The organism is Pseudomonas sp. MWU16-30317 (assembly GCF_020515695.1).
In the GTDB taxonomy this organism is placed as follows: Bacteria; Pseudomonadota; Gammaproteobacteria; order Pseudomonadales; family Pseudomonadaceae; genus Aquipseudomonas.
Window position 1 is genome coordinate 509,795 of the sequence record NZ_JAIWJA010000003.1, and the last position, 22,020, is coordinate 531,814.

Consider the following 22,020-nt stretch of genomic DNA (forward strand, 5'->3'; position numbering starts at 1 on the left):
CGGCGTGACAGTCAATGACCGCCAGAACGCCCTTGTTGAGGTTTCGCGCTTAACCACGACACCATTGCTCAGGGTCGGCGGGCCGCCCCTGCTGGCGTATGGCGAAATACAAGGCGGGGGTATCCTGCCCACCACTGGTACCGACCGTCGAAATCACGTCGCCGGCTTTTACTACGTCACCAGCCCCCTTGAGCAGGGTCTGGTTGTGTCCGTACAGGCTCAGGTAGCCGTTGCCATGGTCGAGAATGACCAGAAGTCCGGCGCCGCGCAACCAATCCGCGAACACCACGCGGCCACCATGCACGGCGCGTACCGTACTGCCGGCGCTGGCGCTGATCATCACCCCGTCCCACTTGGTGCGAGCATCGTCGCCGCGGGTTTCGCCGAAACGTGCGAGCAGTCGACCATCAACCGGCCATGGAAGTTTGCCCTTGGCCGCAGAAAACTCGCCGCCGAAGGTCGCACCGCCGCTGGAAACCACTGCGCCGGGCGTCGCTTTGGGGCGTTGGGGTGCCGGGGCAGCGGCTTCTTCCTGCTCTGGCTTGGCCTTCGCGGCAGCTGCTGCCGCGGCGGCCTCACGGGCGCGCTTGTCGGCCTCCTGCTGGGCGAGCAGGGCTTTCTGGCGCGCCTCTTCAGCTTCGCGGGCCTGGCGGGCGAGGGTTTCCTCGATGGTCTTGAGGACGTTGGCGAGGTCGGCTTGATCCTGTTGACGGGCCTGCAGTTTCTGGTCGCTGGCCTTGTACTGGTCGTTGAGCTTGGCCAAGGCAGCCTGGCGCTCCTTGCGTACGCCGTCGAGCTCCTGGCGCTGGCTGTCGAGGTTGCCTTGCTGGGCGAGCAACTGGGCCTGTTGCAGGTCGATGTCCTTCTGCACCGCAGCCTGTTGCACCAGGGTTTCGTTGAAGGCGTGCAGCTGCGCCAGCCGCGCCTTGCTCATGTAGTCGTAGTAGCTAAGCGTGCGGGCGAATTTTTCTGGATTCTGCTGGTTGAGCAACAGTTTCAGGTATTCCTGGCGACCATTCTGGTAGGCCGCGCGCGCCTGGATGGCGATCAAGCGCTGCTGTTCCTTGCGGGCCGCTTCGAGCTTCTGCTTCTCTTCATCGAGACGCTGGAGCTCGGCTTGGGTCTTTTTTAGTTGCTGTTGCAGGGCCTCCACCTGCTTTTGAAGCTCGCCCATCTTGGTCTCGGTGGTACGCAGGTCTTTTTGCACGCCGGATTTCTCCTGCTGCACCTGGGCAAGGGCCTTCTTCAGCTCGGTGATGTCTTGGCGCGTGGCATCGAGCTGTTGCTGGGTTTGTGCGCGTTCGTCGGCATAGGCCGTGCCGAACAGGCAAGTCAAGGCAATGAGTATCAGGGCGCGAAGCATGGGGCGGGCGATACCAGGGAGAGGGACGGGCCTAGTATGCCCGCCGCGAGCGGCAAAAAAAACGCCTGAACATGAATGCTGCTCAGGCTTCGTGTACGGGGCGGGCGTTGTGCAGGGCACGAAGCCTTCTCGGCCGCCAAACGCGCAACCTTGCTCCCACAGATGTACATCTGCAGGAGCAAGGCTCGCCTGCGAAGGCGATCGGCAGATCACCACCGCTTTCAGGCTTTGACCAGAATCGAAGTCCCGGTCATTTCCTGCGGCTTGTCCATGCCCATCAGGTACAGCATGGTCGGTGCCACATCGGCGAGCACGCCGCCTTCGCGGACCTTGAGCGGTTGCTTGCCGACGTAGATGAACGGCACCGGCTCGGTGGTATGCGCGGTGTGCGCCTGGCCGGTGGATTCATCCGACATCTGCTCGCAGTTGCCGTGGTCGGCGGTGATCAGCGCTTCGCCGCCGACTTTTTCGAGGGCCTCGACAATGCGGCCGACGCAAGTGTCCAGGCATTCCACAGCTTTGACTGCCGCTTCGAGAATGCCGCTGTGGCCGACCATGTCGCCGTTGGCGTAGTTGACCACGATGACGTCGAAGCGCTGGTTTTCAATGGCGTCGACGATCTTGTCGGTCACCTCTGGGGCGCTCATTTCCGGCTGCAGGTCGTAGGTGGCGACTTTGGGCGACGGGATGAGGATGCGCTCTTCACCGGGGAAGGGCTCTTCGCGGCCGCCCGAAAAGAAGAAGGTCACGTGGGCGTACTTCTCGGTTTCGGCAATGCGCAGCTGGGTCTTGCCGTTATCGGCCAGGTACTCGCCGAGCACGTTGTGCAGGCTGCCAGGGGCGAAGGCCGCCGGTGCCGGAATTTTTGCCGAATACTGGGTCAGGCCCACATAGCCGGCCAGTCTTGGCTGGCGCTTGCGCTCGAACTCGCTGAAATCGGCTTCGACGAACGGGCGGGTGATCTCCCGGGCGCGGTCGGCGCGAAAGTTCATGAACACCACGGCATCGCCGTCTTCGACCTTGACGGCTTCGCCAATCACGGTGGCCTTGACGAACTCGTCGCTCTCGCCGCGCTCGTAGGCGGCTTGCAGACCCTCTACCGCGGTGCCTGAGTGGTACTCGGCGCTTGCGTCGACGATCAGGTTGAATGCGGCACTGACGCGATCCCAGCGGTTGTCACGGTCCATGGCGAAGTAACGGCCAATGATACTGGCCGTGCGGCCCTTGCCCAGGCGCTGATAGGTGGCATCCATCAGTTCGAGGGACGACTGCGCGCTTTTCGGCGGCGTGTCGCGGCCATCGAGGAAGGCGTGCAGGTAGATTTTTTCGGCGCCTCGCTTGGCGGCCAGTTCGACCATGGCCACGAGGTGATCCTGGTGGCTGTGTACGCCGCCTTCGGACAGCAGGCCCATGACATGCACGGCCTTGCTGGCGGCCACGGCCTTGTCGACCGCAGCGCAGATAGTCGGGTTCTCGAAGAACTCGCCGTCGCGGATGGCCTTGGTGACCCGGGTGAAGTCCTGGTACACCACGCGCCCGGCGCCGAGGTTCATATGGCCGACTTCCGAGTTGCCCATCTGGCCATCGGGGAGCCCGACGTCCATGCCTGAGCCCGAAATCAAGCCGTTGGCCTGGGTCGCGACCAGGCGATCGAGGACCGGCTTGCGCGCCGAATACACGGCGTTGTCGTCATGGCTTTCGCTGTGACCGAAACCATCGAGGATGATCAGGACCAGAGGTTTAGGCGTGGCAGTCATTAGATCCCACTCATTTTGTTAGAGGATAGAAGGGCATTTTAGGGCATCCGCGCAGTGTTTGCCGAGGTTCTGATTGCACACTGCAGTCCGCATTGGGAGCGGGCTCTGCCCGCAAAGGGGCCAGCAAGGCGCGTCAGGGTGTTGGTACTACTGGCGCTTTCGCGGGCAGAGTCCGTTCCCGCAAGGGTGCCCATTGTTGCCTCAGCAGACAGCCTACCGCCTATCACAGTTCCCGATTAAACCGGTGTCATGGGCATACTGCATGCTTTGGCCCACCCCGGTGCCCGTGTATACTGGCCGGCATTTTAACGCCCTGGAACCTCCTGATGGTCGCTCACCTGATCGAATTCGCCACAAATCACTATCTGCTGGTCGGCATCTTCGCCGTGCTGCTGGCTTTGCTGCTGTCGCTGGAGACCAGCCGTGGTGGTAAAAGCCTCAGCTGCCGCGAACTGACCGCACTGGTCAACAGTGACCAGGGCGTGGTCATCGACATCCGCGCCAAAAAGGATTTCAGCACCGGCCACATCGTTGATTCGCTGAACATTCCCCAGGACAAACTGGCCTCACGCATGGCTGAACTGGAAAAACACAAGGCCAAGACCCTGATCGTCGTCGATGCCATGGGCCAGCACGCCGGCGCCACCGCACGCGAACTGCTCAAGGCCGGCTTTACCGCCGCCAAACTGTCCGGCGGTGTTTCCAGCTGGAAGGCCGACAACCTGCCCTTGGTGAAGTGATATGAGCGTCGTCGTCTACTCCAGTGACTGGTGCCCCTACTGCATGCGCGCCAAGGCCTTGCTCGAAGGCAAGGGTGTCGATTTCACCGAGATCAAGGTCGACGGCAAGCCCCAGGTGCGTGCCGAGATGACCAGCAAGGCCGGGCGCAGCTCGGTGCCGCAGATCTGGATCGGCGAGACCCACGTGGGCGGCTGCGACGACCTCTACGCCCTGGAGCGCGCCGGCAAGCTCGACGTGTTGCTCGGCAAGGCCTGAACCCTATTCCCGTTAGACTTTGAAGTGACAAGGATCCCGCAATGACTGACCAACCGAACACCGCAGCGAGCACCGAAGACGAAACCGCTCCGCAATTCTCCCTGCAGCGTATCTATGTACGCGACCTGTCGTTCGAAGCGCCGAAAAGCCCGGCCATCTTCCGTCAGCAGTGGGAGCCGAGCGTTGCGCTGGACCTCAACACCCGTCAAAAATCGCTTGAAGCCGACTTCCACGAAGTCGTGCTGACCCTGTCGGTTACCGTCAAGAATGGTGACGAAGTGGCCTTCATCGCTGAAGTCCAGCAGGCTGGTATCTTCCTGATCAAGAACCTCGACGACGCAGCGCTGAGCCACACCCTGGGCGCGTTCTGCCCGAACATCCTGTTCCCGTACGCGCGCGAGACCCTGGACAGCCTGGTGACCCGCGGTTCGTTCCCGGCACTGATGCTGGCCCCGGTCAACTTCGACGCCCTGTACGCGCAAGAGCTGCAGCGCATGCAGGAAGCTGGCGAGACCCCATCGGTTCAGTAAGCGAGCCTGCGGTCATGAAAAAACGCCCCTCGGGGCGTTTTTTTGTAGTGATACAGCGCGCCTGCGATGGCGCTGCTGAATGCTTCTTCGCGGGCAAGCCTTGCTCCCACATGCGTACGTCGCTGGTTCGGCTTGCACCGTGGGAGCAAAGCTTGCTCGCGAAGAGGCCCGCTCAGGCGAAACCTTGCTGGCGCCAGGCCTCGTATACCGCCACCGCCACGGTGTTGGAGAGGTTCAGACTACGGCAGCCCTCGCGCATGGGCAGGCGCAGGCGATGGCCGTCGGGCTGGGCATCCAGCACCTCGTTGGGCAGCCCGCGGCTCTCGGGCCCGAACAGAAAAGCATCGCCCGGCTGGAACGCCACGTCGTGGAAGGGCTGCGAGCCCTTGGTGGTAAACGCGAACAGGCGCGGCTGGCCGAGGCTTTCGAGGCAGCTGGCCAGGTCGGCATGGCGCTTGAGCGGGGCGTATTCATGGTAATCGAGCCCGGCGCGGCGCAGGCGCTTGTCGTCCAGCTCGAAACCGATCGGCTCGATCAAGTGCAGGTGGCAGCCGCTGTTGGCGCAGAGCCTGATAATGTTGCCGGTATTCGGCGGAATCTCTGGTTGAAAAAGGATGACGTGAAACATGCACGGCTCCGAACTGAAAGACGGGCAGCATTCTACCCCTGATGAGCAAGACCCACGATCAAAACTCTGGCCCAAGTTCCTCGGCGCCATCGCCTTGTTCAGCCTGCTGGTGGGGATGATGATCGGTAAAGTCACTGCGCCCGAGCCGCGGGTGCTGGATCGGATCGAAATACAGCCGGCAGGCCTGGTGTTGTGGTTCAACGAGGAACCCAAGCTGCACGCCGAATTCACCAACGGCACCTTGGCGATCGTCTTCGATGCCCACGGGCGGCCCGGTGCGGGGCAGTTGCCGGTAGACGGGCGGCAAGCCAACTGGAGGGTGCAGCAGGGCGATCAGGGATTGTTGCTGACGGTGATCGCCGCTCGTGCATTGCAGGGCGATTGGTCCGGTGCCAAGGTCGACGGGCGGTGGCGTTTCGAAGTGAAGGTGCGCGAAGCGCTTGCCCCTTGAGGGGGGAGGTCGCGATGGGGGAGTTGACGGATAAAAGAGGGAAGCCCCGGCCTGCCTGTACCAAGGTCCCCGAAAAACGGGAGGAGCGGCGCGGGCTCTGGGCTGTCGCGTACTCGATGTCGATGTAAAGAAGGGTTCTCCGGCCTGCCTGTACCAAAGCCCCCAAAACTGTTGTGCATCCCCGGTGTAGCGGTCCGGCGGCTGCAGTGTTGCGGTGTAAAAGAGGGAATCTCCGGCCTGCCTGTACCAAAGCTCCCAAAAACTGTCGTGCATCGCCGATGTAGCGGTCCGGCGTTTGCGGTGTTGCGGTGTAAAAGAGGGAATCTCCGGCCTGCCTGTACCAAAGCTCCCAAAAACTGTTGTGCATCGCCGGTGCTGCGGTTCGGCGTCTGCGGTGTTGCGGTGTAAAAGAGGGAAGCCCCGGCCTGCCTGTACCAAGGTCCCCAAGAACTGCTGTGCATCGCTGGTGTTGTAGGCCAGCGTCTGCGGTGTAAAGAAGGGAATCTCCGGCCTGCCTGTACCAAAGTCCCTGAAACTGGGTGGAATATCGGGTCTTACCTGGGTGCCCGTACGTTCCGGTGTAAAGAAGGGGATTCCCGGCCTGCCTGTACCAAGACCCCCGAAACTGTGTCTTGCAAGGGTTATTGCAGGCGTCGTGCCAGTTTCGATCAAGGATGTAAAAAATTTTATCCAGATGTCCTGCTAGCCCTTGATTACAGGCCTTCAGCGCTTTCGAAGTGGGTGAATTCCACCTGCGGGGGTATTCGTTTGATACTTTCAGCTTTGTCCGTTTTGGTTCATAACGCCTTGCAGCGGTGCATTCGGGTGCAGGTGTGCACCAAAGCGCGGAGTTTGCGGTGTATCAAAAACAACTGTGGGAGCGAGCGTTGACGCCCGCTCCCACATGGAGTTGCGGTGTAGTCAGGGGTTATCAGGCGTCGTCGCCATCATCCTCATCGCCACCATCGATCTTCATGCCCAGCTCCTTGATCTTGCGCGTCAAGGTGTTGCGGCCCCAGCCCAGCAGCACTGCGGCATCACGGCGACGCCCGGCGGTGTGCTTGAGCGCGGTTTCGATCATGATCCGCTCGAAGCTCGGCACCGCGCTGTCCAGCAGGCTCGACTGCCCACGCGCCAGGGCCTGATCGGCCCACTGACGCAGCGCTTGCTCCCAATTGGTCACCGGCGCGCTGTCCTGCGGCAAGCTCAGCAGCTCTGGAGGCAGGTCGCTGACGTGCACTTCACGGCCAGACGCCATCACCGTGATCCAGCGGCACGTGTTCTCCAGCTGGCGCACGTTGCCGCCCCACGGCAGGTTCTTCAGGTATTCCTCGGTCTCGCTTTTGAGCAGCTTGGGCTCGACCGCCAGTTCTTGCGCGGCGCGGCTGAGGAAGTGCTTGGCCAGCGTCGGGATGTCTTCGCGACGGTCCGACAGGCGCGGGATATGAATGCGGATGACATTGAGGCGGTGGAACAAGTCTTCGCGGAACTTGCCGGCATGCACCAGGGTTTCAAGGTTCTGGTGCGTGGCGGCGATGATGCGCACATCGACCTTGACCGGCGTATGTCCGCCCACTCGATAGAACTCGCCATCGGCCAGCACGCGTAACAGTCGCGTCTGGGTGTCGGCCGGCATGTCGCCGATCTCGTCGAGGAACAGCGTGCCGCCATCGGCCTGTTCGAAGCGGCCACGGCGCAGGTTGGCGGCCCCGGTGAACGCGCCTTTTTCATGGCCGAACAGCTCGGACTCCATCAAGTCCTTGGGGATCGCCGCCATGTTCAAGGCAATGAACGGCGACGCCGCCCGCGGGCTGTGGCGGTGCAGTGCGTGTGCCACCAGCTCTTTACCGGTACCCGACTCGCCGTTGATCAACACGGTGATGTTGGAGTGGCTGAGGCGGCCGATGGCGCGAAAGACTTCCTGCATCGCCGGCGCTTCGCCGATGATTTCCGGGGTGCGTGTCAGGGCCGGCACTTCGGCCAGGCCTTGCTGTTCCTGGGCATGCTGGTTGGCACGCTTGACCAGCGACACTGCCTCGTCGACGTCGAACGGCTTGGGCAGATACTCGAACGCACCGCCCTGGTACGACGCCACGGCGCTGTCGAGGTCCGAATGCGCGGTCATGATGATCACCGGCAGGCGCGGATGCTGCTCGCGGATGCGCGCCAGCAAGTCCAGGCCACTGGCGCCAGGCATGCGGATATCGGAGATGATCACATCAGGTTGCTGGCGAGCCAGGCGACTCATGACGCCGTCGGCACTGTCGAAACTCTGTGTGGTCATGCCTTCTTGCTGCAAGGCTTTTTCCAGCACCCAGCGGATGGAACGGTCGTCATCGACGATCCAGACAGTTTCACTACGGCTCATGACGAAGCGGCTCCTTGTTCCAGCGGCAGGAAGATCGAAAATGTGGTGTGGCCAGGATGGCTTTCACACTCGATCAACCCTTGATGCTGACTGATGATGTTCTGGGTAATGGCCAGCCCGAGACCGGTACCGTCGGGCCTGCCGCTGACCATTGGATAGAAGATTGTTTCCTGTAGTTCGGCAGGAATGCCGGGACCGTTGTCGATGATCTCGATCTTGCTCACCAGGCGGTGGCGCGTATGGCCAATGGTGAACTGACGCATGGCGCGGGTGCGCAGGCTGATGCGGCCCAGGCGCAACTCGTTCTGGCCACTGATGGCTTGCATGGCGTTGCGCACGATGTTGAGCACGGCCTGGATCATCTGTTCACGGTCGATCAATACGTCCGGGATGCTGGGATCATAGTCGCGCACCAAGGTGATGCCACCTTGGGTTTCGGCGTCGACCAGGCTGCAGACGCGCTCCAGCACCTCGTGGATGTTGGTCATCGCCAGCGACGGCAGCTTGTTCGAGCCGAGCATGCGGTCGACCAGATTGCGCAGGCGGTCGGCCTCTTCGATGATGACGTTGGTGTAGTCCTTGAGGCTTTCTTCGGGCAGCTCGCGGGCCAGCAACTGCGCCGCGCCGCGAATGCCGCCCAGTGGATTCTTGATTTCGTGGGCCAGGCCGCGCACCAGCATCTTGGTGGTTTCCTGCTTGGACAGCTGCGCTTCCTCTTTGGTGATGCGCAGCAGCCGGTCGCGCGGGTGGACTTCGAGCAGCAGCAAGGTCGCGCCTTGGCTGAGGATCGGGGTCACGGCGTAGTCGACGGTCAGGGTCTGGCCGGTCAGCGCGGTGAGCATCGCTTCGCGCTTGGTGAAGGGGTGGGCTTTCTCGACCGCCTGGCGCAAGGAGCTCAGGGCTTCGGCCGACTCGGTGAACAGTTCGCTGATGAATTGCCCATGGCTGCGCTGGCCGCTGATGGCCAGCAGCATTTCGGCTGCCGGGTTCATGTACTCAAGGCGCAGATCGGCGTTGAGCAGAATAGTGGCAGTGGTGAGGTTGTCGAGTAACAGTCTGTGCAGTGCATCACTGATGGTCATTAGCTGTCGTTGACCCCTTTTGGCCCATTGCAAAGCCCGGCGTGTCCGGCTTGCGTGCGCGAATAGTCTGCTGATGCACTGAAACTGCAAAAACCAAACCAAGGCTCCGAAAAGAAGCGCTTATTTCTCGAAATAGTGCAAATACGGTCCATTTGGTGCCGCGTGATCGCTGGGAATGGCCTATCGCGAACCAAAATGGGCTAATTGGTGATCTGGCGCACAAAATTATGCACCAAAATGTTTCACTGTCGTTCAGGTTCGGCCGGGAGGAGAGTCATTTTGCGAAGGGCGTGGTGCCAAGGCGACCCGGCAGCATCAGTGCGATGCGCCGGGCGAGGAGAGGGTTACTCGGGTACAGGAACCGACAGCGGCATATCCTTGCTGCCGGCATAGAAGACGATCAGCTCGGTGGGTGTCGCGCCTGAAGTGCCACGGTGATGGCGTTCAACCATCTCTGCCAGTGCTTCGCCTTGGCCCAGTACCTTGCGCTGCTTGCCGTCCTGGGTTTCTACGGTCAATTCTCCGGACAGGACATACGCTGCATTAGGCATCGGATGCTTGTGCCAGGCGAGCGAGGTGTTAGCAGGGATGGTTATTTTGATCACCGAGAGCTCGGGCGCTCCGGCAGGGTAGGCGGCGTAGGACGTGCCCTCCCAAGAGGCCTCGCTCTTGACCAGGACTGAGGATTGCACTCCGGCCGGTTGACCGGCGCTGGCTTGAGAAGCCGCGAAAAGCATTGCAAGGGCTGAAGCGAGGCAGGTGATGGGACGCAACATAGGCTGTTTGCTCGATTGTCATTGTAATGAGCGGCGCAGCTTAGGAGGCGGATGGCGAGCATTTAACCCCCTTTCATTTCCCTTCGTGCGTGCAGCGGCCATCGCTTTGTTACAAGCTTTGACTCAGCTGTCTGTTGGCTTCATCGACAGTGGGCATTGCGGCCGGACGCCGTAGTCGTCCTTCTCGCACGGCTTGGCCGACAGCGGGCATTCGGGGCGCACACCCCAGTCGGCCTCCTCGCAGGGATCGTTGCGGCGTTTTTGCGCCAGGGAGATACGTTGCATGTTGAGCTTCTGAGGCGCCGTGCGCTCGACGGTCTCGCCGTCGCTGTCGATGATTTGCGCGGCCAGTTGGTGCAGGCCGCGGTCTACGGGCTTGATCATGATCACCGGGCTGGTGCCGGGTGAGCCGACAGGATTGCCATCCAGCAGGATCTGGTACTGGTCGCCCTCATACAACGCCGGATCGCTGGTGACCGTCACTACCAGTTCGCCGCTGCTCTGGTTGACCGTTCCATCGGGCTCCGGTGCAAGGATGCGCAGCATGTCGTAGTGCGTCACTACTTTTAATGGGGCTTTTTTGGCAGGCGTTGCCGGGCTCTTTTTTACCGTGAGCGGGGTCTGGTTGAGGTTGTTGCTGGGCGGTAACGGCACACGCTTGGCGTTCTTGCGCGGCTGGTCGGTGAACACCTGATTGCCCTGAGCGTCGGTGTAGGTGTAGACCTCGGCGCTGGCGCCGCTGGCCACGGTCAGCAACAAGCAGAGCAGCGCCGAAAGGGCAGTGCGCATCATGGCTTGGGCCGAGCCGGCGAGTTGACGCTGATGCGCTGCACCGTGAAGGTCTGCGTGGCGCTGGTCTGCAGGACCGTGCCATTGTTGAGCACCTGCACCGCAAGGCTGTGATCGCCGCGGTCGATGTCTACCAACTGCATGAAGGGGACATTGCTGGGTTGGCCATAGGGCTGCCCGTCGAGCACCAGCTGCAGCAGATCGTCGCCGAACAGTTTGGGTTCCAGGTGCACGCCCACCGTGAAGCTGCCGCCGTTGGCGCGCAGGGCTTCTTCGGTGGGCAGGCCGGTCAGCTCCAGCACCGCATAGGGCGGTTGCTGTGGCACGACGGGAAGCGTTTGTCGGGTGGCGCCAGGTGCAGTGCGCGGCTGGCTCTCGATGCTGTTGAGCGGTGGTAGCTCGACGGTCTCGGCCTTGATGCCCTCGGGCTTCTGGCTGCTATAGGCCGTATTGCCGTTGGCATCGGTGTACTTGTAGATCTGCGCCGAGGCCGGGACAGCAACCACCAGCAGCAGACAGATAATGCATGAACGCATGAAGGTTTCCAGGGCAAGAATAGGCGCGATCGCGGGATAGCCTTGACCGGCATCAGCATAGAGTACATCGCGCCCCATCGGTACCGCGTTAATTCCCTCAGGGCCGCGCGCAAAGCTCGGCGGTGGCGCGGATCAGGGCCAGGCGCTGCAGCTCATCGCCAGCGGCCTTGTGCGTCGCTGTCGCCAGCCACTGCGGGCATTGTGGATCGGCGCGCGACACAGCGAATGCCGCGAGTTGCTGCAGCAAGCGCTTTTGCAGGACGTCGAGTTGCGGACGAATGGTGCCGACCAGGTCAGGGCGAGGCGAATCCGGCGCGGCGCCTGCCAGTGTCCAGCGCGACAGCAACGCGTATTGACGCAGTTTGTTGGCTTCTATCTGGGCGGCGAAAAATTGTCCGACCAGTGCACCGTCCAGTTGGTACTGCGGCGCCAGGTCTACAGCAGTGGCGATGACCGTCTGCTCGCGAGGGCGATCTTCGACGGCCTTGCGGCTGTCCCATTTGCTCAGGGCCACTTGATCGGCGATGGCCAGGCGCTGCTCGATGCTCTGCATTAGCGGGTCGAGGCTGGCCGGGGCCGGAGCAGCGTTGGCTTGGGTGCAGGCTGCGATGGCGCACAGGAGCAGCGGCAGGATGTGGAGTCTGGGCATGGGCAGGGCTCGATCTTATTGGTGTGGTGTCGGGCATTGTCGGCAAGTGGCGGGAGAGCGGCAAGCCCTGATCGGCACGAGACTTGTGCAGGATGTGTGCGGGCTGGCGCCCATAAAAAAAGCCACCCGAAGGTGGCCTTTTTCAAATCAAGCTGGGTTTAGACGCTGTAGTACAGGTCGTATTCCAGAGGGTGCACGAAGGTGCGGACCTTGATTTCTTCTTCGCTCTTCAGCTCGATGTAGGCATCGATGAAGTCGTCGCTGAACACGCCGCCCTTGGTCAGGAACGCGCGGCCTTTGTCCAGTTCTTCCAGTGCTTCTTTCAGGCTGCCGCAAACTTGTGGGATCTCTGCTGCTTCTTCTGGCGGCAGGTCATACAGGTTCTTGTCGGCTGCATCGCCAGGGTGAATCTTGTTCTGGATACCGTCCAGGCCGGCCATCAGCAGTGCTGCGAATGCCAGGTACGGGTTGGCAGCCGGATCCGGGAAGCGTGCTTCGATACGACGGCCTTTAGGGCTGGAGACGTAAGGAATGCGGATCGAAGCCGAACGGTTGCGAGCCGAGTAGGCCAGCATCACTGGTGCTTCGAAACCTGGTACCAGACGCTTGTAGGAGTTGGTAGCCGGGTTGGTGAAGCCGTTCAGTGCCTTACCGTGCTTGATGATGCCGCCGATGAAGAACAGGGCGGTGTCGGACAGGCCGGCATAGCCTTCGCCAGCGAAGGTGTTCTTGCCATCTTTGGAGATGGACATGTGAACGTGCATACCCGAACCGTTATCGCCGTACAGAGGCTTGGGCATGAAGGTAGCGGTGCGGCCGTAAGCGTCGGCAACGTTGTGCACGCAGTACTTCAGGGTTTGAACTTCGTCGGCTTTTTTCACCAGGGTGTTGAAGCGCACGCCGATTTCGTTCTGGCCGGCGGTCGCAACTTCGTGGTGGTGAACTTCGACGAACTGGCCCATTTCTTCCAGTGCGTTGCACATGGCAGTACGGATTTCGTGGTCGTGGTCGACCGGTGGCAGCGGGAAGTAGCCGCCTTTGATGCCAGGACGGTGGCCTTTGTTGCCGCCGTCGACGTCGCCGTCGGTCATCCAGGCGGCTTGTTCAGAGAAGATCTTGAACATGGAGCCGGAGATGTCGGACTTGAATTTCACTTCGTCGAAGATGAAGAATTCTGGTTCAGGGCCGACGAATACAGTGTCACCAATACCGGTGGTCTTCAGGTAGGCTTCGGCGCGGTGAGCGATTGCACGCGGGTCGCGGTCGTAGCCTTGCATGGTCGACGGTTCGATAACGTCGCAGACGAGGATCAGAGTCGGTTCTTCGGTGAACGGATCCAGAACGGCAGTTTCGTCGTCCGGCAGCAGGATCATGTCGGACGCTTCGATGCCTTTCCAGCCAGCAATGGAGGAGCCGTCGAACATCTTGCCGACTTCGAAGAAGTCGTCATCCAGTGCATCACGCGCTGGCATGGTGACGTGCTGCTGCTTGCCTTTAGTGTCAGTGAAGCGCAGATCAATCCACTTAACGTCATGATCTTTGATGAGTTGAACCGACTTCGACATGTTGTCCTCCGGGGTGGATTAGGGCTGGTAGTGGTTAGCCCTGTAATTTTGGTGATGCCGGGCGCGAATAGTCCGCCAAGGCAACCTGCCTCACAAGAGAGCAATTTGCATGCCAGTGCCCCGAGATGGGCTTTGACGCCAAAATTCAAGGTTTAAGGGCACTTAGGGTGTTTTTTATACAGTCCATGGCACCTTTATGGTGCGCATTAATTTACGATTGGTCTGTTTTGGTGCGATGAAATCCGTTTGTACGATATCTGGTTAAACCTTGAGCAATTTCCGCTATAATCCGCCCCCCTGTTTTCAGACCGACCCTTCGCGCCCAGTTTTCATGAAACTAATCGTAAAAGTCTTCCCAGAGATCACCATCAAAAGCCCGCCTGTGCGCAAGCGATTCATTCGCCAGCTGGCGCGCAACATCCGGCTGGTTGTCCGCGATCTGGACCCACAGCTGGTGGTCAACGGTGTCTGGGACAATCTCGAAGTCGAGACCCGTGTGGAAGACCCGAAGGTGTTGCGTGAAATTACCGAGCGCCTGAGCTGCACACCGGGCATCGCGCACTTTTTGCACGTCAACGAGTACCCGCTGGGCGATTTCGACGACATCGTCGCCAAGTGCAAGACCCATTTCGGCGACCAGCTGCCTGGCAAGATCTTTTCGATCCGCTGCAAGCGTGCCGGCAAGCATAGTTTCACCTCGATGGATGTCGAGCGTCATGTCGGCAGCCAGCTGCGCCGTGAATGCGGGGCCGCCGGTATCGATCTGAAAAAGCCCGACGTGGTGGTACGCCTCGAAATTCGCGACAAGCGTCTGTTCGTCATCCACGGTCAGCACAATAGCGTCGGCGGTTTTCCGCTGGGCGCGTTGGAGCAGACCATGGTGCTGATGTCCGGTGGCTTCGATTCCACCGTGGCCGCCTATCAGATGATGCGCCGCGGCATGATGACCCACTTCTGTTTCTTCAATCTGGGCGGCAGGGCCCACGAATTGGGGGTCATGGAGGTCGCGCACTTCCTCTGGAAGAAGTACGGCAGCTCCCATCGGGTGCTCTTTATCAGCGTTCCTTTCGAGGAAGTCGTCGGCGAAATCCTCGGAAAAGTCGACAACAGTCACATGGGCGTCATTCTCAAGCGTATGATGTTGCGCGCAGCCACGCATTTCGCCGAGCAATTGCAGATCAATGCGCTGGTGACCGGAGAGGCGATTTCCCAGGTGTCGAGTCAGACCCTGCCCAACCTCTCGGCCATCGATCGGGCGACCGAGATGCTGGTGTTGCGGCCGCTGCTGGCCAGTCACAAGCAGGACATCATCGATCAGGCGGTCGAGATCGGTACTGCAGATTTCGCCCGGCACATGCCGGAATATTGTGGGGTGATTTCGGTCAACCCCACCACCAACGCCAAGCTGCCGCGTGTGGTTCATGAAGAACAGAAGTTCGACATGGCCATCCTGGAGCGGGCGTTGGAGCGCGCCCGGCTGGTGTCGATCGATAACGTGATCGACGAGCTGGGCCAGGACATCGATGTCGAAGAGGTCGCCAACATCACGGCGGGCCAGGTCGTCATCGATATCCGCCACCCCGATGCCCAGGAAGACCAGCCGCTCGAGCTGGACGGCATTGAGGTTCAGGCGCTGCCTTTTTATGCCCTGAACAACCGTTTCAAGGAACTGGATATCACTCGCCAGTACCTGTTGTATTGCGACAAAGGCGTCATGAGTCGCCTGCATGCTCACCATTTGCTCAGTGAGGGGCATGCCAATGTGCGCGTTTATCGACCGAGCTAAGTGCCCGGGGCTGTTTGCCTGTGGCCTGCGTCACCGGCCCCCCGACGCCGCCTTACGGCTGTAACGGCCGTCAGGACTCTACTGTAATCGCTGCCATGACCTGTCAGCACACTGAACACTAAACGAGACACACAAGTGATCGAGAATCTACGTAACATCGCCATCATCGCCCACGTTGACCATGGTAAAACCACCCTGGTCGACAAACTCCTGCGTCAGTCCGGCACTCTGGAGCGCAACGAGCTCAACGACGAGCGCGTGATGGACTCCAACGACCAGGAAAAAGAGCGCGGTATTACCATTCTGGCGAAAAACACCGCCATCAACTGGAACGGCTACCACATCAACATCGTGGACACCCCGGGCCACGCCGACTTCGGTGGTGAAGTAGAGCGCGTGATGTCGATGGTCGACTCCGTGCTGCTGCTGGTCGACGCTCAAGACGGCCCTATGCCGCAAACCCGTTTCGTGACCAAGAAGGCTTTCGAAGCCGGCCTGCGTCCGATCGTGTGCATCAACAAGGTCGACCGTCCAGGCGCGCGTCCTGATTGGGTTCTGGACCAGATCTTCGATCTGTTCGACAACCTCGGTGCCACTGAAGAACAGCTGGACTTCAAAGTCGTCTACGCCTCGGCCCTGAACGGCATTGCCGGTCTGGACCACACCGACATGGCTGAAGACATGACCCCGCTGTACCAGTCGATCGTCGACAACGTACCAGCGCCGAAAGTCGACCGCGATGGTCCGTTCCAGATGCAAATCTCGGCACTGGACTACAACAGCTTCCTGGGCATCATCGGCGTTGGCCGTATTGCTCGTGGCCGCGTCAAGCCGAACACGCCAGTCGTGGCCATCGGTGCCGACGGCAAAAAGCGCAACGGTCGTATCCTCAAGCTGATGGGTCACCACGGTCTGCACCGTATCGACGTCGAAGAAGCTTCGGCCGGCGACATCGTCTGCATCAGCGGTATGGACTCGCTGTTCATCTCCGACACCCTGTGCGATCCGCTGAACGTTGAAGCGATGAAGCCGTTGACCGTCGACGAGCCAACCGTTTCCATGACCTTCCAGGTAAACGACTCGCCTTTCTGCGGTAAAGAAGGCAAGTTCGTCACCAGCCGTAACATCAAGGACCGTCTGGACAAAGAGCTGCTCTACAACGTTGCTCTGCGCGTTGAAGAAGGCGACTCGGCCGACAAGTTCAAGGTCTCGGGCCGTGGTGAGCTGCACCTCTCGGTACTGATCGAAACCATGCGTCGCGAAGGCTTCGAAATGGGTGTCGGTCGTCCGGAAGTGATCATCCGCGTCGTCGACGGCAACAAGCACGAACCGTTCGAAAACGTCACCATCGACACCCCTGAAGATTCCCAGGGCAAGGTCATGGAAGAGATGGGCCTGCGTAAGGGCGACCTGACCAACATGGTGCCGGATGGCAAAGGCCGTGTTCGTCTGGAATACAACATCCCTGCTCGTGGTCTGATCGGTTTCCGTAACCAGTTCCTGACCCTGACCAACGGTGCTGGCATCCTGACCTCGATCTTTGATCGCTACGACGTCATGAAGTCGGGCCACATGTCCGGCCGTCAGAACGGCGTACTGGTTTCGGTAGAGACCGGCAAGGCTCTGACCTACTCCCTGGAAACCCTGCAGGCGCGCGGCAAGCTGTTCGTCGAGCACGGTCAGGAGATCTACAACGGTCAGATCGTTGGCTTGAACAGCCGCGACACCGATATGGGCGTCAACCCTACCAAGGGCAAGAAGCTCGACAACATGCGTGCTTCGGGTAAAGACGAAACCATCGCTCTGGTTCCACCGGTGAAGTTCACCCTGGAACAAGCTCTGGAATTCATCCAGGACGACGAGCTGTGCGAAGTCACGCCTAAGTCGATCCGTCTGCGTAAGAAGATCCTGGACGAAGGCGAGCGTACCCGCGCTGCCAAGAAAGCCAAGAACTGATAAGCAGTCTGGTTGAATGAAAACGCCCCCCGGCAGCGATGCCGGGGGGCGTTTTTTTTGGCCGGGTTTTGGGGTGGTCCTACGCGCCTCTTCGCGTGCAAGCCTTGCACCCAAAGGGGTACGTCGTGCTTTTGTGGGAGCAAGGGTGCGCGTTCGGCGGTTGAGCTTTTAGCGATGGATCGTCTTGCTGCCATCTTTGAGCAAACAGAACACCAGCAGCGCCGCGATGATTTCCAGTGCTGCCACAAAGTACAAGCCAGCTGCCAGGCTGCCGGTCAGGGTGCGCAACCAGCCAATCATGTACGGCGCCACGAAGCCTGCCAGGTTGCCGATGCAGTTGATCAGCGCAATCCCGCCTGCGGCTGCAGTCCCTGCCAGGAAGGCACTGGGGATCGACCAGAATACCGGGAAGGCCGCCAGGATGCCGGCCGCCGCGACGGTCAGAGCCATTAGCGCCAGGGTGGCATTGCCGAGCAGCAGGCCCGTGGCGATCAATCCCAGCCCCGCCAGCAGCGCGGCGCTGGCACAGTGCAGCCGGCGTTCGGCGGTTTTGTCCGAGTGCTGGCCGTTCCAGATCATCGCCAAGGTGCCGACGATGAACGGGATGGCCGAGAGCAGGCCGATGTTGAGGGTGTCGCTGATGCCCAGCGACTTGATCACCGACGGCGTCCAGAACGCGATGGTGGCGTTGCCGGCGACGATGCAGAAGTACACCGCCGTGCACAGCCAGATCCGCGGATTGCGCACCAGCGCCGACAGCTGCGTGTGTTTGCCCGGCGCCGACTCTTCGCGAGCGATTGTGCTGCTGACCAGCTCGCGTTCGCTGGCGCTCAGCCACTTCGCATTGATCGGTTTTTCCGGCAAGTAACGCAAAATGGCCAAGCCCGCCAACACCGAAGGAATACCCTCCAGAATGAACAGCCATTGCCAGTTGGCCAGGCTGCCGACGCCGACCATACGGCTCATGATCAAACCTGCGATCGGCCCACCGACCACACCGGCAATTGCGAACGAAGTCATGAACAGGCCGTTGATCTTTGCCCGTTGCGCTGCCGGGAACCAGTAGGTCAGGTACAGCACGATGCCTGGAAAGAACCCCGCCTCGAACATGCCCAGCAAAAAGCGCAGCAGATAAAACGACCAGGCGCTCTCGACATAGGCCATGGCCATGGACGTCACGCCCCAGAGGATGGTGATGCGGGCGAGGGTCTTGCGCGCACCGATCTTTTCCAGCAGCAGGTTGCTAGGCACTTCGAAGATGAAATAGCCAATGAAGAAGATCCCGGCGCCCACGCCATACACCGCTTCACTGAAGCCCAGGTCGCTGAGCATCGCCAGCTTGGCGAAGCCGACGTTGACCCGGTCGATCCAGGCGAGAATGAACAGGAACACCAGAAACGGCAGCAGGCGCCAGGCGATCTTGCGGTAGGTCGCGAGGGTATCGAGCCCGGCCTCACGTGAGCGTGCCGCCGTGGCGGGCAGCGCTGTGTTGTGGTTCATGAGCAACTCCATCGTTTTTTCAGCGTTACATTGATGGCAGATGTACCCCGTCCGGGGCCGAGTAAAACAGTCAGGCTGGCGGCGAGCTATGGCCCGTCTGTGAGCCAGCCTGTCTTTGATCAGCGACCGCTCAGCAACGCCTCGATGCTGCGCGCCACTTGCAGTACGCGTGCATCCTGGCCGTTCAAGCCGCCGATGCTCAGGCCCACGCTCAATTCGCCGGGTGCCTGACACGGCAGGCTCAGCGCACAGCCATCGAGAAAATTCAGCACGCTGGTGTTGCGCAGTACCAATCCATTGGTCGCGAAGAAATGACTATCGTCCTGCGCAAGTGGCGCCAGACGCGGCGCCACTGTGGCGACGCTGGGCATCAGCCAGGCATCGGCATCACCGAGCCGCGCTTTTGCCACTGCAATCAGGCGCCGACGATGGGCCAGCAAGTCCAGATAGTCGGCCGCGCTGAGTAGCGCACCGCGGCGAATGCGCTGGGCGACTCGGGGGTCATACCGGTTGCCGGTTTCGCCCTCGAGCCAGGTCTTGTGCAGATGCCAGGCCTCGGCCGCGGTCAGGCCCCCTGCGGCATTGATGGCGGGGAGCTCGTGCAGCTCCGGAAAGTCGAACCAGCGCAGGGTCGCACCGGCAGCGCTGAGCCGATCGAGCGCGCGTTCGAAAGCGTTCCCGACCAGAGTGTCGATACCGTCCATGACGAAGTCCCGGGTCACGGCCAGGCGCACACCGGCCAGCGGCGCCGCGCGGGTATCGAGGCGTTGGCCGGACAGCAGCTGATCGAGCAGCGCGCAGTCATCGACGTTGCGGGTCAGGGCGCCGATCGAATCAAGGCTGCCGGCCAGCGGCAGAGCACCGGCCAACGGCACCCGCGAGGCGCTCGGCTTGAAACCGACCAGGCCGCAGAACGCCGCCGGAATACGCAACGAACCACCGGTGTCGGTGCCCAGGCCCGCCACGGCCATGTCCAGTGCGACACTCACCGCCGCGCCCGAGCTCGAGCCTCCGGCGATACGATCCGGGGCCGCAGGGCTGACCGGCGTTCCGTAGTGGGGGTTGAGGCCAAGCCCCGAGAAGGCGAACTCGCTCATGTTGGTGCGGCCCAGCAGCACTGCCCCGGCAGCCCGCAAGCGCGCGACCACGGGGGCATCCTGGCGCGCGGGAGCGCTATCGCCCAGTACCCGGGAGCCCGCAGCGGTGATCTGACCGCTGACGTCGAACAGGTCCTTGATCGACACTGGCAGCCCGGCCAGCGGCGAGGGCACATAGCCGGCAGCGCGGGCCAGGTCACTCGAACGGGCGGCCTTCAATGCCGCTTCGGCGTCGACGCTGATATAGGCACAGCCACCCTGATGGCGATGGTGTTCGATGCGCTCCAGCGCCTCGCTGACCAGATGTTCACTGGTGGTCTTGCCGGTGGCCAGATCGTCGGCCAATGCACTGATCGAGTTCATCCGGGGCTACTCCGCGACGCTCAAGGGCTCAACCTGATAATCGTGACGCAGGCTGCGTTGCAGCACCGGGTCGGCGAGTTCCATCTCGAAAGCTTCGCCATAGCCCAGCTCGCCGATCACCGGTTGGGTACCGCAGAACATCGCCGTACCCGGGGGCAGCGCGCCGTTAGCGTTGAGCTTGCCCAGCAACGTATTGGGCGCCAGCAGGCTGGTCACCGGGCCTTCCTGATACAGCTCGCGCACGCCATCTCGCACCCGCCAGGTGCGCATGACCAGTTGATCCCAATGCGCTTCGACTTCGTCATAGCGCCACGCCTGCGAGGCGATCGGCTTGTCGCACATCTGCTTGGACACGGTGACGTCATAGGCCTCGACCTTGCGGTCGGTATGATCGGAGCCCAGCCCCACCAACAACCCGGCCGGGCTGTTGATCAACACGAACTCGGTCTCGCCGGAAGAATCCTTGCCGGGCACCTGAATGCTCCTGGCCGGATTCAACAACGTGGCGGCCACCCGATAAAAGCACGGGATCTGTGTAGGGCGACGGACGCCAATCGCTTCCAGTTCAGCGATGTGGTGCTCGACCGCGGCACTGTCGCGCCCGGCCCAGCCAGCGATGATCAATTGTTCGATCTCGACCGGCATTTCGCCGTGACCGGCTACCTGGAAAGTCATCGTGGTCATGTTCCGCTCCTGATTCGTGACATGTGGCTGAAAGAGAAAAGCAACTATCTGAAGTTACTCTGATATATCACTGTTTCTTCACAAGCATTTTGGATGCCATAATCGGATGTCTTGAATAAACTGTTTTATTTTCAATACGTTGAAAAGAATCTGTGCGTCCTGGCGGGGCGATCCAGCCGTTACTCCATTACCCAATGCGCCGAAAGGGTGCAAATAATGCCCCCACCCAGGGCGCGAAATGCCGGGCACGAAAAACTCCGGCGTTTGTAGTACCGTGATATATCAGGGCCATCGAAGAGGGTGATTGCGGGTGACTACATTTGAAACCGACGGCGCCGACGGCTACGCAGAGGCACCGCTCAAAAGCGCAGCGAGTCTGCGCGAACTGGCCTACAGGCAAATCAAACAGCGGATCATTTCCTGCGAATTGCGACCGGGCGAAGCGATCAACGAAACACAGCTGATCAACTTGCTTGGATTGGGCCGTACGCCGATTCACCAGGCGCTGCATCGACTCGAAGTCGACGGCATGGTGACGATTCTGCCGCGCAAAGGCGTGATGGTGACGCCCGTGTCACTCAATGACGTGCTGGACATGATTGAGGTGCGCGTCTGCAACGAACAACTGTGCGTCAAGCTGGCCCTTGAGCGCGCGCAGGAGAGCGACTTCAAGGCCATGCGCGCTATTCTCGATCGCACTCCAGCGCTACTGGCAAAGCGTGACGTACCCGGTCTTATGGAGCTTGACCTGCAGTTCCACTTGGCGATCTCGGCGGCCGCGCGCAACCGCGTGCTGGCTGAGCTGCTGCGCAACCTGCACGAAAAGCAGGCACGCTTCTGGTTCCTGACCCTGTCGGAGGCCCATCACAGCGAGCGCATCTATCACGAGCACACGCAGATCCTCAACGCCATGGAGGCACGCGACAGCGCCGCTGCCATCACCGCGATTCACGACCATATCGACGACTTTCGTCGGGCCATCATGCGCACCCTTTAAGCGCCACTGGCATAGCGATTGCGCGGTGAAAGCGACTGTGTGTGGCGTTGGCCGCGACTGGTGTTGCGCTGTTCGCGGCGCGGGAAACCGGCAAGTCGCCGTTGCAGTAATACGTTATCGGAGGGGGCCCCTTCGCGGGCAAGCCTT

The 22,020-nt window shown here is 60.9% G+C and carries 20 protein-coding genes; 7 read left to right on the forward strand and 13 right to left on the reverse strand.

Features of this window, described 5'->3' with window-relative positions; translation table 11 throughout:
* Positions 1-49 precede the first annotated feature (49 nt).
* Both LIX93_RS11385 and gpmI read right to left on the reverse strand, forming a co-directional pair.
* The gene (locus LIX93_RS11385) at positions 50-1,363 is read right to left on the reverse strand and encodes a murein hydrolase activator EnvC (RefSeq protein WP_226504137.1); all 1,314 of its coding nucleotides are present in this window, start codon (positions 1,361-1,363) and stop codon (positions 50-52) included.
* A 221-nt stretch (positions 1,364-1,584) separates the two neighbouring features.
* Positions 1,585-3,120: a 2,3-bisphosphoglycerate-independent phosphoglycerate mutase gene (gpmI, locus tag LIX93_RS11390; RefSeq protein WP_226504138.1), complete on the reverse strand. Its 1,536-nt coding sequence runs from the start codon at positions 3,118-3,120 to the stop codon at positions 1,585-1,587.
* A gap of 326 nt (positions 3,121-3,446) precedes the next feature.
* On the opposite strand from gpmI, the gene LIX93_RS11395 reads away from it, so the two are divergent.
* The 3 genes from LIX93_RS11395 to secB are packed head-to-tail and all read left to right on the forward strand — an operon-like array spanning position 3,447 to position 4,646.
* A complete protein-coding gene (locus tag LIX93_RS11395) occupies positions 3,447-3,860 on the forward strand; it encodes a rhodanese-like domain-containing protein (RefSeq protein ID WP_226504139.1) in 414 nt (137 codons plus the stop codon).
* 1 nt (position 3,861) lies between these two features.
* Entirely contained in the window at positions 3,862-4,116 is a 255-nt protein-coding gene (gene grxC, locus LIX93_RS11400; protein ID WP_226504140.1) for a glutaredoxin 3, read from the forward strand.
* 41 nt (positions 4,117-4,157) lie between these two features.
* A complete protein-coding gene (gene secB, locus LIX93_RS11405) occupies positions 4,158-4,646 on the forward strand; it encodes a protein-export chaperone SecB (RefSeq protein ID WP_226504141.1) in 489 nt (162 codons plus the stop codon).
* Between the two features lie 172 nt (positions 4,647-4,818).
* Here secB and trmL read toward each other — a convergent pair whose 3' ends face one another.
* Entirely contained in the window at positions 4,819-5,274 is a 456-nt protein-coding gene (gene trmL / locus LIX93_RS11410) for a tRNA (uridine(34)/cytosine(34)/5-carboxymethylaminomethyluridine(34)-2'-O)-methyltransferase TrmL (RefSeq protein WP_226504142.1), read from the reverse strand.
* On the opposite strand from trmL, the gene LIX93_RS11415 reads away from it, so the two are divergent.
* Positions 5,273-5,725, forward strand: a complete 453-nt coding sequence (locus tag LIX93_RS11415; protein ID WP_226504143.1) for a hypothetical protein — start codon at positions 5,273-5,275, stop codon at positions 5,723-5,725. The two genes, trmL and LIX93_RS11415, sit on opposite strands and share 2 nt — an antisense overlap.
* Before the next feature lie 931 nt (positions 5,726-6,656).
* On the opposite strand, the gene ntrC is transcribed toward LIX93_RS11415, so the two are convergent.
* From ntrC to glnA, 7 genes are all read right to left on the reverse strand, one after another.
* Positions 6,657-8,093 (reverse strand): nitrogen regulation protein NR(I), encoded by a 1,437-nt coding sequence (gene ntrC / locus LIX93_RS11420; RefSeq protein ID WP_226504144.1) that lies wholly within the window; start codon positions 8,091-8,093, stop codon positions 6,657-6,659.
* The gene (gene glnL / locus LIX93_RS11425) at positions 8,090-9,175 is read right to left on the reverse strand and encodes a nitrogen regulation protein NR(II) (RefSeq protein ID WP_226504145.1); all 1,086 of its coding nucleotides are present in this window, start codon (positions 9,173-9,175) and stop codon (positions 8,090-8,092) included. Before glnL ends, ntrC begins: the two co-directional genes overlap by 4 nt.
* Positions 9,176-9,519: 344 nt before the next feature.
* Positions 9,520-9,912, reverse strand: coding sequence for a cupin domain-containing protein (locus tag LIX93_RS11430; protein ID WP_226504453.1), 393 nt, complete (start codon positions 9,910-9,912; stop codon positions 9,520-9,522).
* A gap of 162 nt (positions 9,913-10,074) precedes the next feature.
* Positions 10,075-10,743 (reverse strand): DUF4124 domain-containing protein, encoded by a 669-nt coding sequence (locus LIX93_RS11435; protein ID WP_226504146.1) that lies wholly within the window; start codon positions 10,741-10,743, stop codon positions 10,075-10,077.
* A complete protein-coding gene (locus LIX93_RS11440) occupies positions 10,740-11,276 on the reverse strand; it encodes a DUF4124 domain-containing protein (RefSeq protein ID WP_226504147.1) in 537 nt (178 codons plus the stop codon). The genes LIX93_RS11435 and LIX93_RS11440 overlap by 4 nt, the downstream gene beginning before the upstream one ends.
* Positions 11,277-11,373: 97 nt before the next feature.
* Positions 11,374-11,925, reverse strand: a complete 552-nt coding sequence (locus LIX93_RS11445) for a chorismate mutase (RefSeq protein WP_226504148.1) — start codon at positions 11,923-11,925, stop codon at positions 11,374-11,376.
* Positions 11,926-12,083: 158 nt separating this feature from the next.
* On the reverse strand, positions 12,084-13,490 hold the full coding sequence (glnA, locus tag LIX93_RS11450; protein WP_226504149.1) for a glutamate--ammonia ligase: 1,407 nt from the start codon (positions 13,488-13,490) through the stop codon (positions 12,084-12,086).
* Positions 13,491-13,821: 331 nt separating this feature from the next.
* On the opposite strand from glnA, the gene thiI reads away from it, so the two are divergent.
* Both thiI and typA read left to right on the forward strand, forming a co-directional pair.
* Positions 13,822-15,276, forward strand: a complete 1,455-nt coding sequence (thiI, locus tag LIX93_RS11455) for a tRNA uracil 4-sulfurtransferase ThiI (RefSeq protein WP_226504150.1) — start codon at positions 13,822-13,824, stop codon at positions 15,274-15,276.
* 135 nt (positions 15,277-15,411) lie between these two features.
* Complete coding sequence (gene typA, locus LIX93_RS11460) at positions 15,412-17,232, forward strand: translational GTPase TypA (protein WP_226504151.1); 1,821 nt, start codon at positions 15,412-15,414, stop codon at positions 17,230-17,232.
* 168 nt (positions 17,233-17,400) lie between these two features.
* On the opposite strand, the gene LIX93_RS11465 is transcribed toward typA, so the two are convergent.
* From LIX93_RS11465 to LIX93_RS11475, 3 genes are all read right to left on the reverse strand, one after another.
* Positions 17,401-18,732 (reverse strand): MFS transporter, encoded by a 1,332-nt coding sequence (locus LIX93_RS11465; RefSeq protein WP_226504152.1) that lies wholly within the window; start codon positions 18,730-18,732, stop codon positions 17,401-17,403.
* A 119-nt stretch (positions 18,733-18,851) separates the two neighbouring features.
* A complete protein-coding gene (locus LIX93_RS11470) occupies positions 18,852-20,192 on the reverse strand; it encodes an amidase (protein WP_226504153.1) in 1,341 nt (446 codons plus the stop codon).
* Positions 20,193-20,198: 6 nt separating this feature from the next.
* Positions 20,199-20,876 carry a DUF2848 domain-containing protein gene (locus LIX93_RS11475; RefSeq protein ID WP_226504154.1) on the reverse strand — a complete coding sequence of 226 codons (678 nt, stop codon included), beginning with the start codon at positions 20,874-20,876 and terminating at the stop codon, positions 20,199-20,201.
* Positions 20,877-21,186: 310 nt separating this feature from the next.
* Here LIX93_RS11475 and LIX93_RS11480 point away from each other — a divergent pair, with 310 nt between their 5' ends.
* The gene (locus LIX93_RS11480) at positions 21,187-21,873 is read left to right on the forward strand and encodes a GntR family transcriptional regulator (protein ID WP_226504155.1); all 687 of its coding nucleotides are present in this window, start codon (positions 21,187-21,189) and stop codon (positions 21,871-21,873) included.
* Positions 21,874-22,020: the final 147 nt, after the last annotated feature.

Bases quoted from the DNA above. Each gene is read 5' to 3' on its own strand.
- LIX93_RS11430 (WP_226504453.1), bottom strand. From the start codon at position 9,912: ATGCTTTTCGCGGCTTCTCAAGCCAGCGCCGGTCAACCGGCCGGAGTG.
- LIX93_RS11385 (WP_226504137.1), bottom strand. From the start codon at position 1,363: ATGCTTCGCGCCCTGATACTCATTGCCTTGACTTGCCTGTTCGGCACG.
- LIX93_RS11440 (WP_226504147.1), bottom strand. From the start codon at position 11,276: ATGCGTTCATGCATTATCTGTCTGCTGCTGGTGGTTGCTGTCCCGGCC.
- LIX93_RS11395 (WP_226504139.1), top strand. From the start codon at position 3,447: ATGGTCGCTCACCTGATCGAATTCGCCACAAATCACTATCTGCTGGTC.
- LIX93_RS11475 (WP_226504154.1), bottom strand. From the start codon at position 20,876: ATGACCACGATGACTTTCCAGGTAGCCGGTCACGGCGAAATGCCGGTC.
- LIX93_RS11435 (WP_226504146.1), bottom strand. From the start codon at position 10,743: ATGATGCGCACTGCCCTTTCGGCGCTGCTCTGCTTGTTGCTGACCGTG.
- secB (WP_226504141.1), top strand. From the start codon at position 4,158: ATGACTGACCAACCGAACACCGCAGCGAGCACCGAAGACGAAACCGCT.
- LIX93_RS11465 (WP_226504152.1), bottom strand. From the start codon at position 18,732: ATGAACCACAACACAGCGCTGCCCGCCACGGCGGCACGCTCACGTGAG.
- glnA (WP_226504149.1), bottom strand. From the start codon at position 13,490: ATGTCGAAGTCGGTTCAACTCATCAAAGATCATGACGTTAAGTGGATT.
- LIX93_RS11415 (WP_226504143.1), top strand. From the start codon at position 5,273: ATGCACGGCTCCGAACTGAAAGACGGGCAGCATTCTACCCCTGATGAG.
- glnL (WP_226504145.1), bottom strand. From the start codon at position 9,175: ATGACCATCAGTGATGCACTGCACAGACTGTTACTCGACAACCTCACC.
- ntrC (WP_226504144.1), bottom strand. From the start codon at position 8,093: ATGAGCCGTAGTGAAACTGTCTGGATCGTCGATGACGACCGTTCCATC.
- grxC (WP_226504140.1), top strand. From the start codon at position 3,862: ATGAGCGTCGTCGTCTACTCCAGTGACTGGTGCCCCTACTGCATGCGC.
- LIX93_RS11470 (WP_226504153.1), bottom strand. From the start codon at position 20,192: ATGAACTCGATCAGTGCATTGGCCGACGATCTGGCCACCGGCAAGACC.
- thiI (WP_226504150.1), top strand. From the start codon at position 13,822: ATGAAACTAATCGTAAAAGTCTTCCCAGAGATCACCATCAAAAGCCCG.
- LIX93_RS11445 (WP_226504148.1), bottom strand. From the start codon at position 11,925: ATGCCCAGACTCCACATCCTGCCGCTGCTCCTGTGCGCCATCGCAGCC.
- trmL (WP_226504142.1), bottom strand. From the start codon at position 5,274: ATGTTTCACGTCATCCTTTTTCAACCAGAGATTCCGCCGAATACCGGC.
- gpmI (WP_226504138.1), bottom strand. From the start codon at position 3,120: ATGACTGCCACGCCTAAACCTCTGGTCCTGATCATCCTCGATGGTTTC.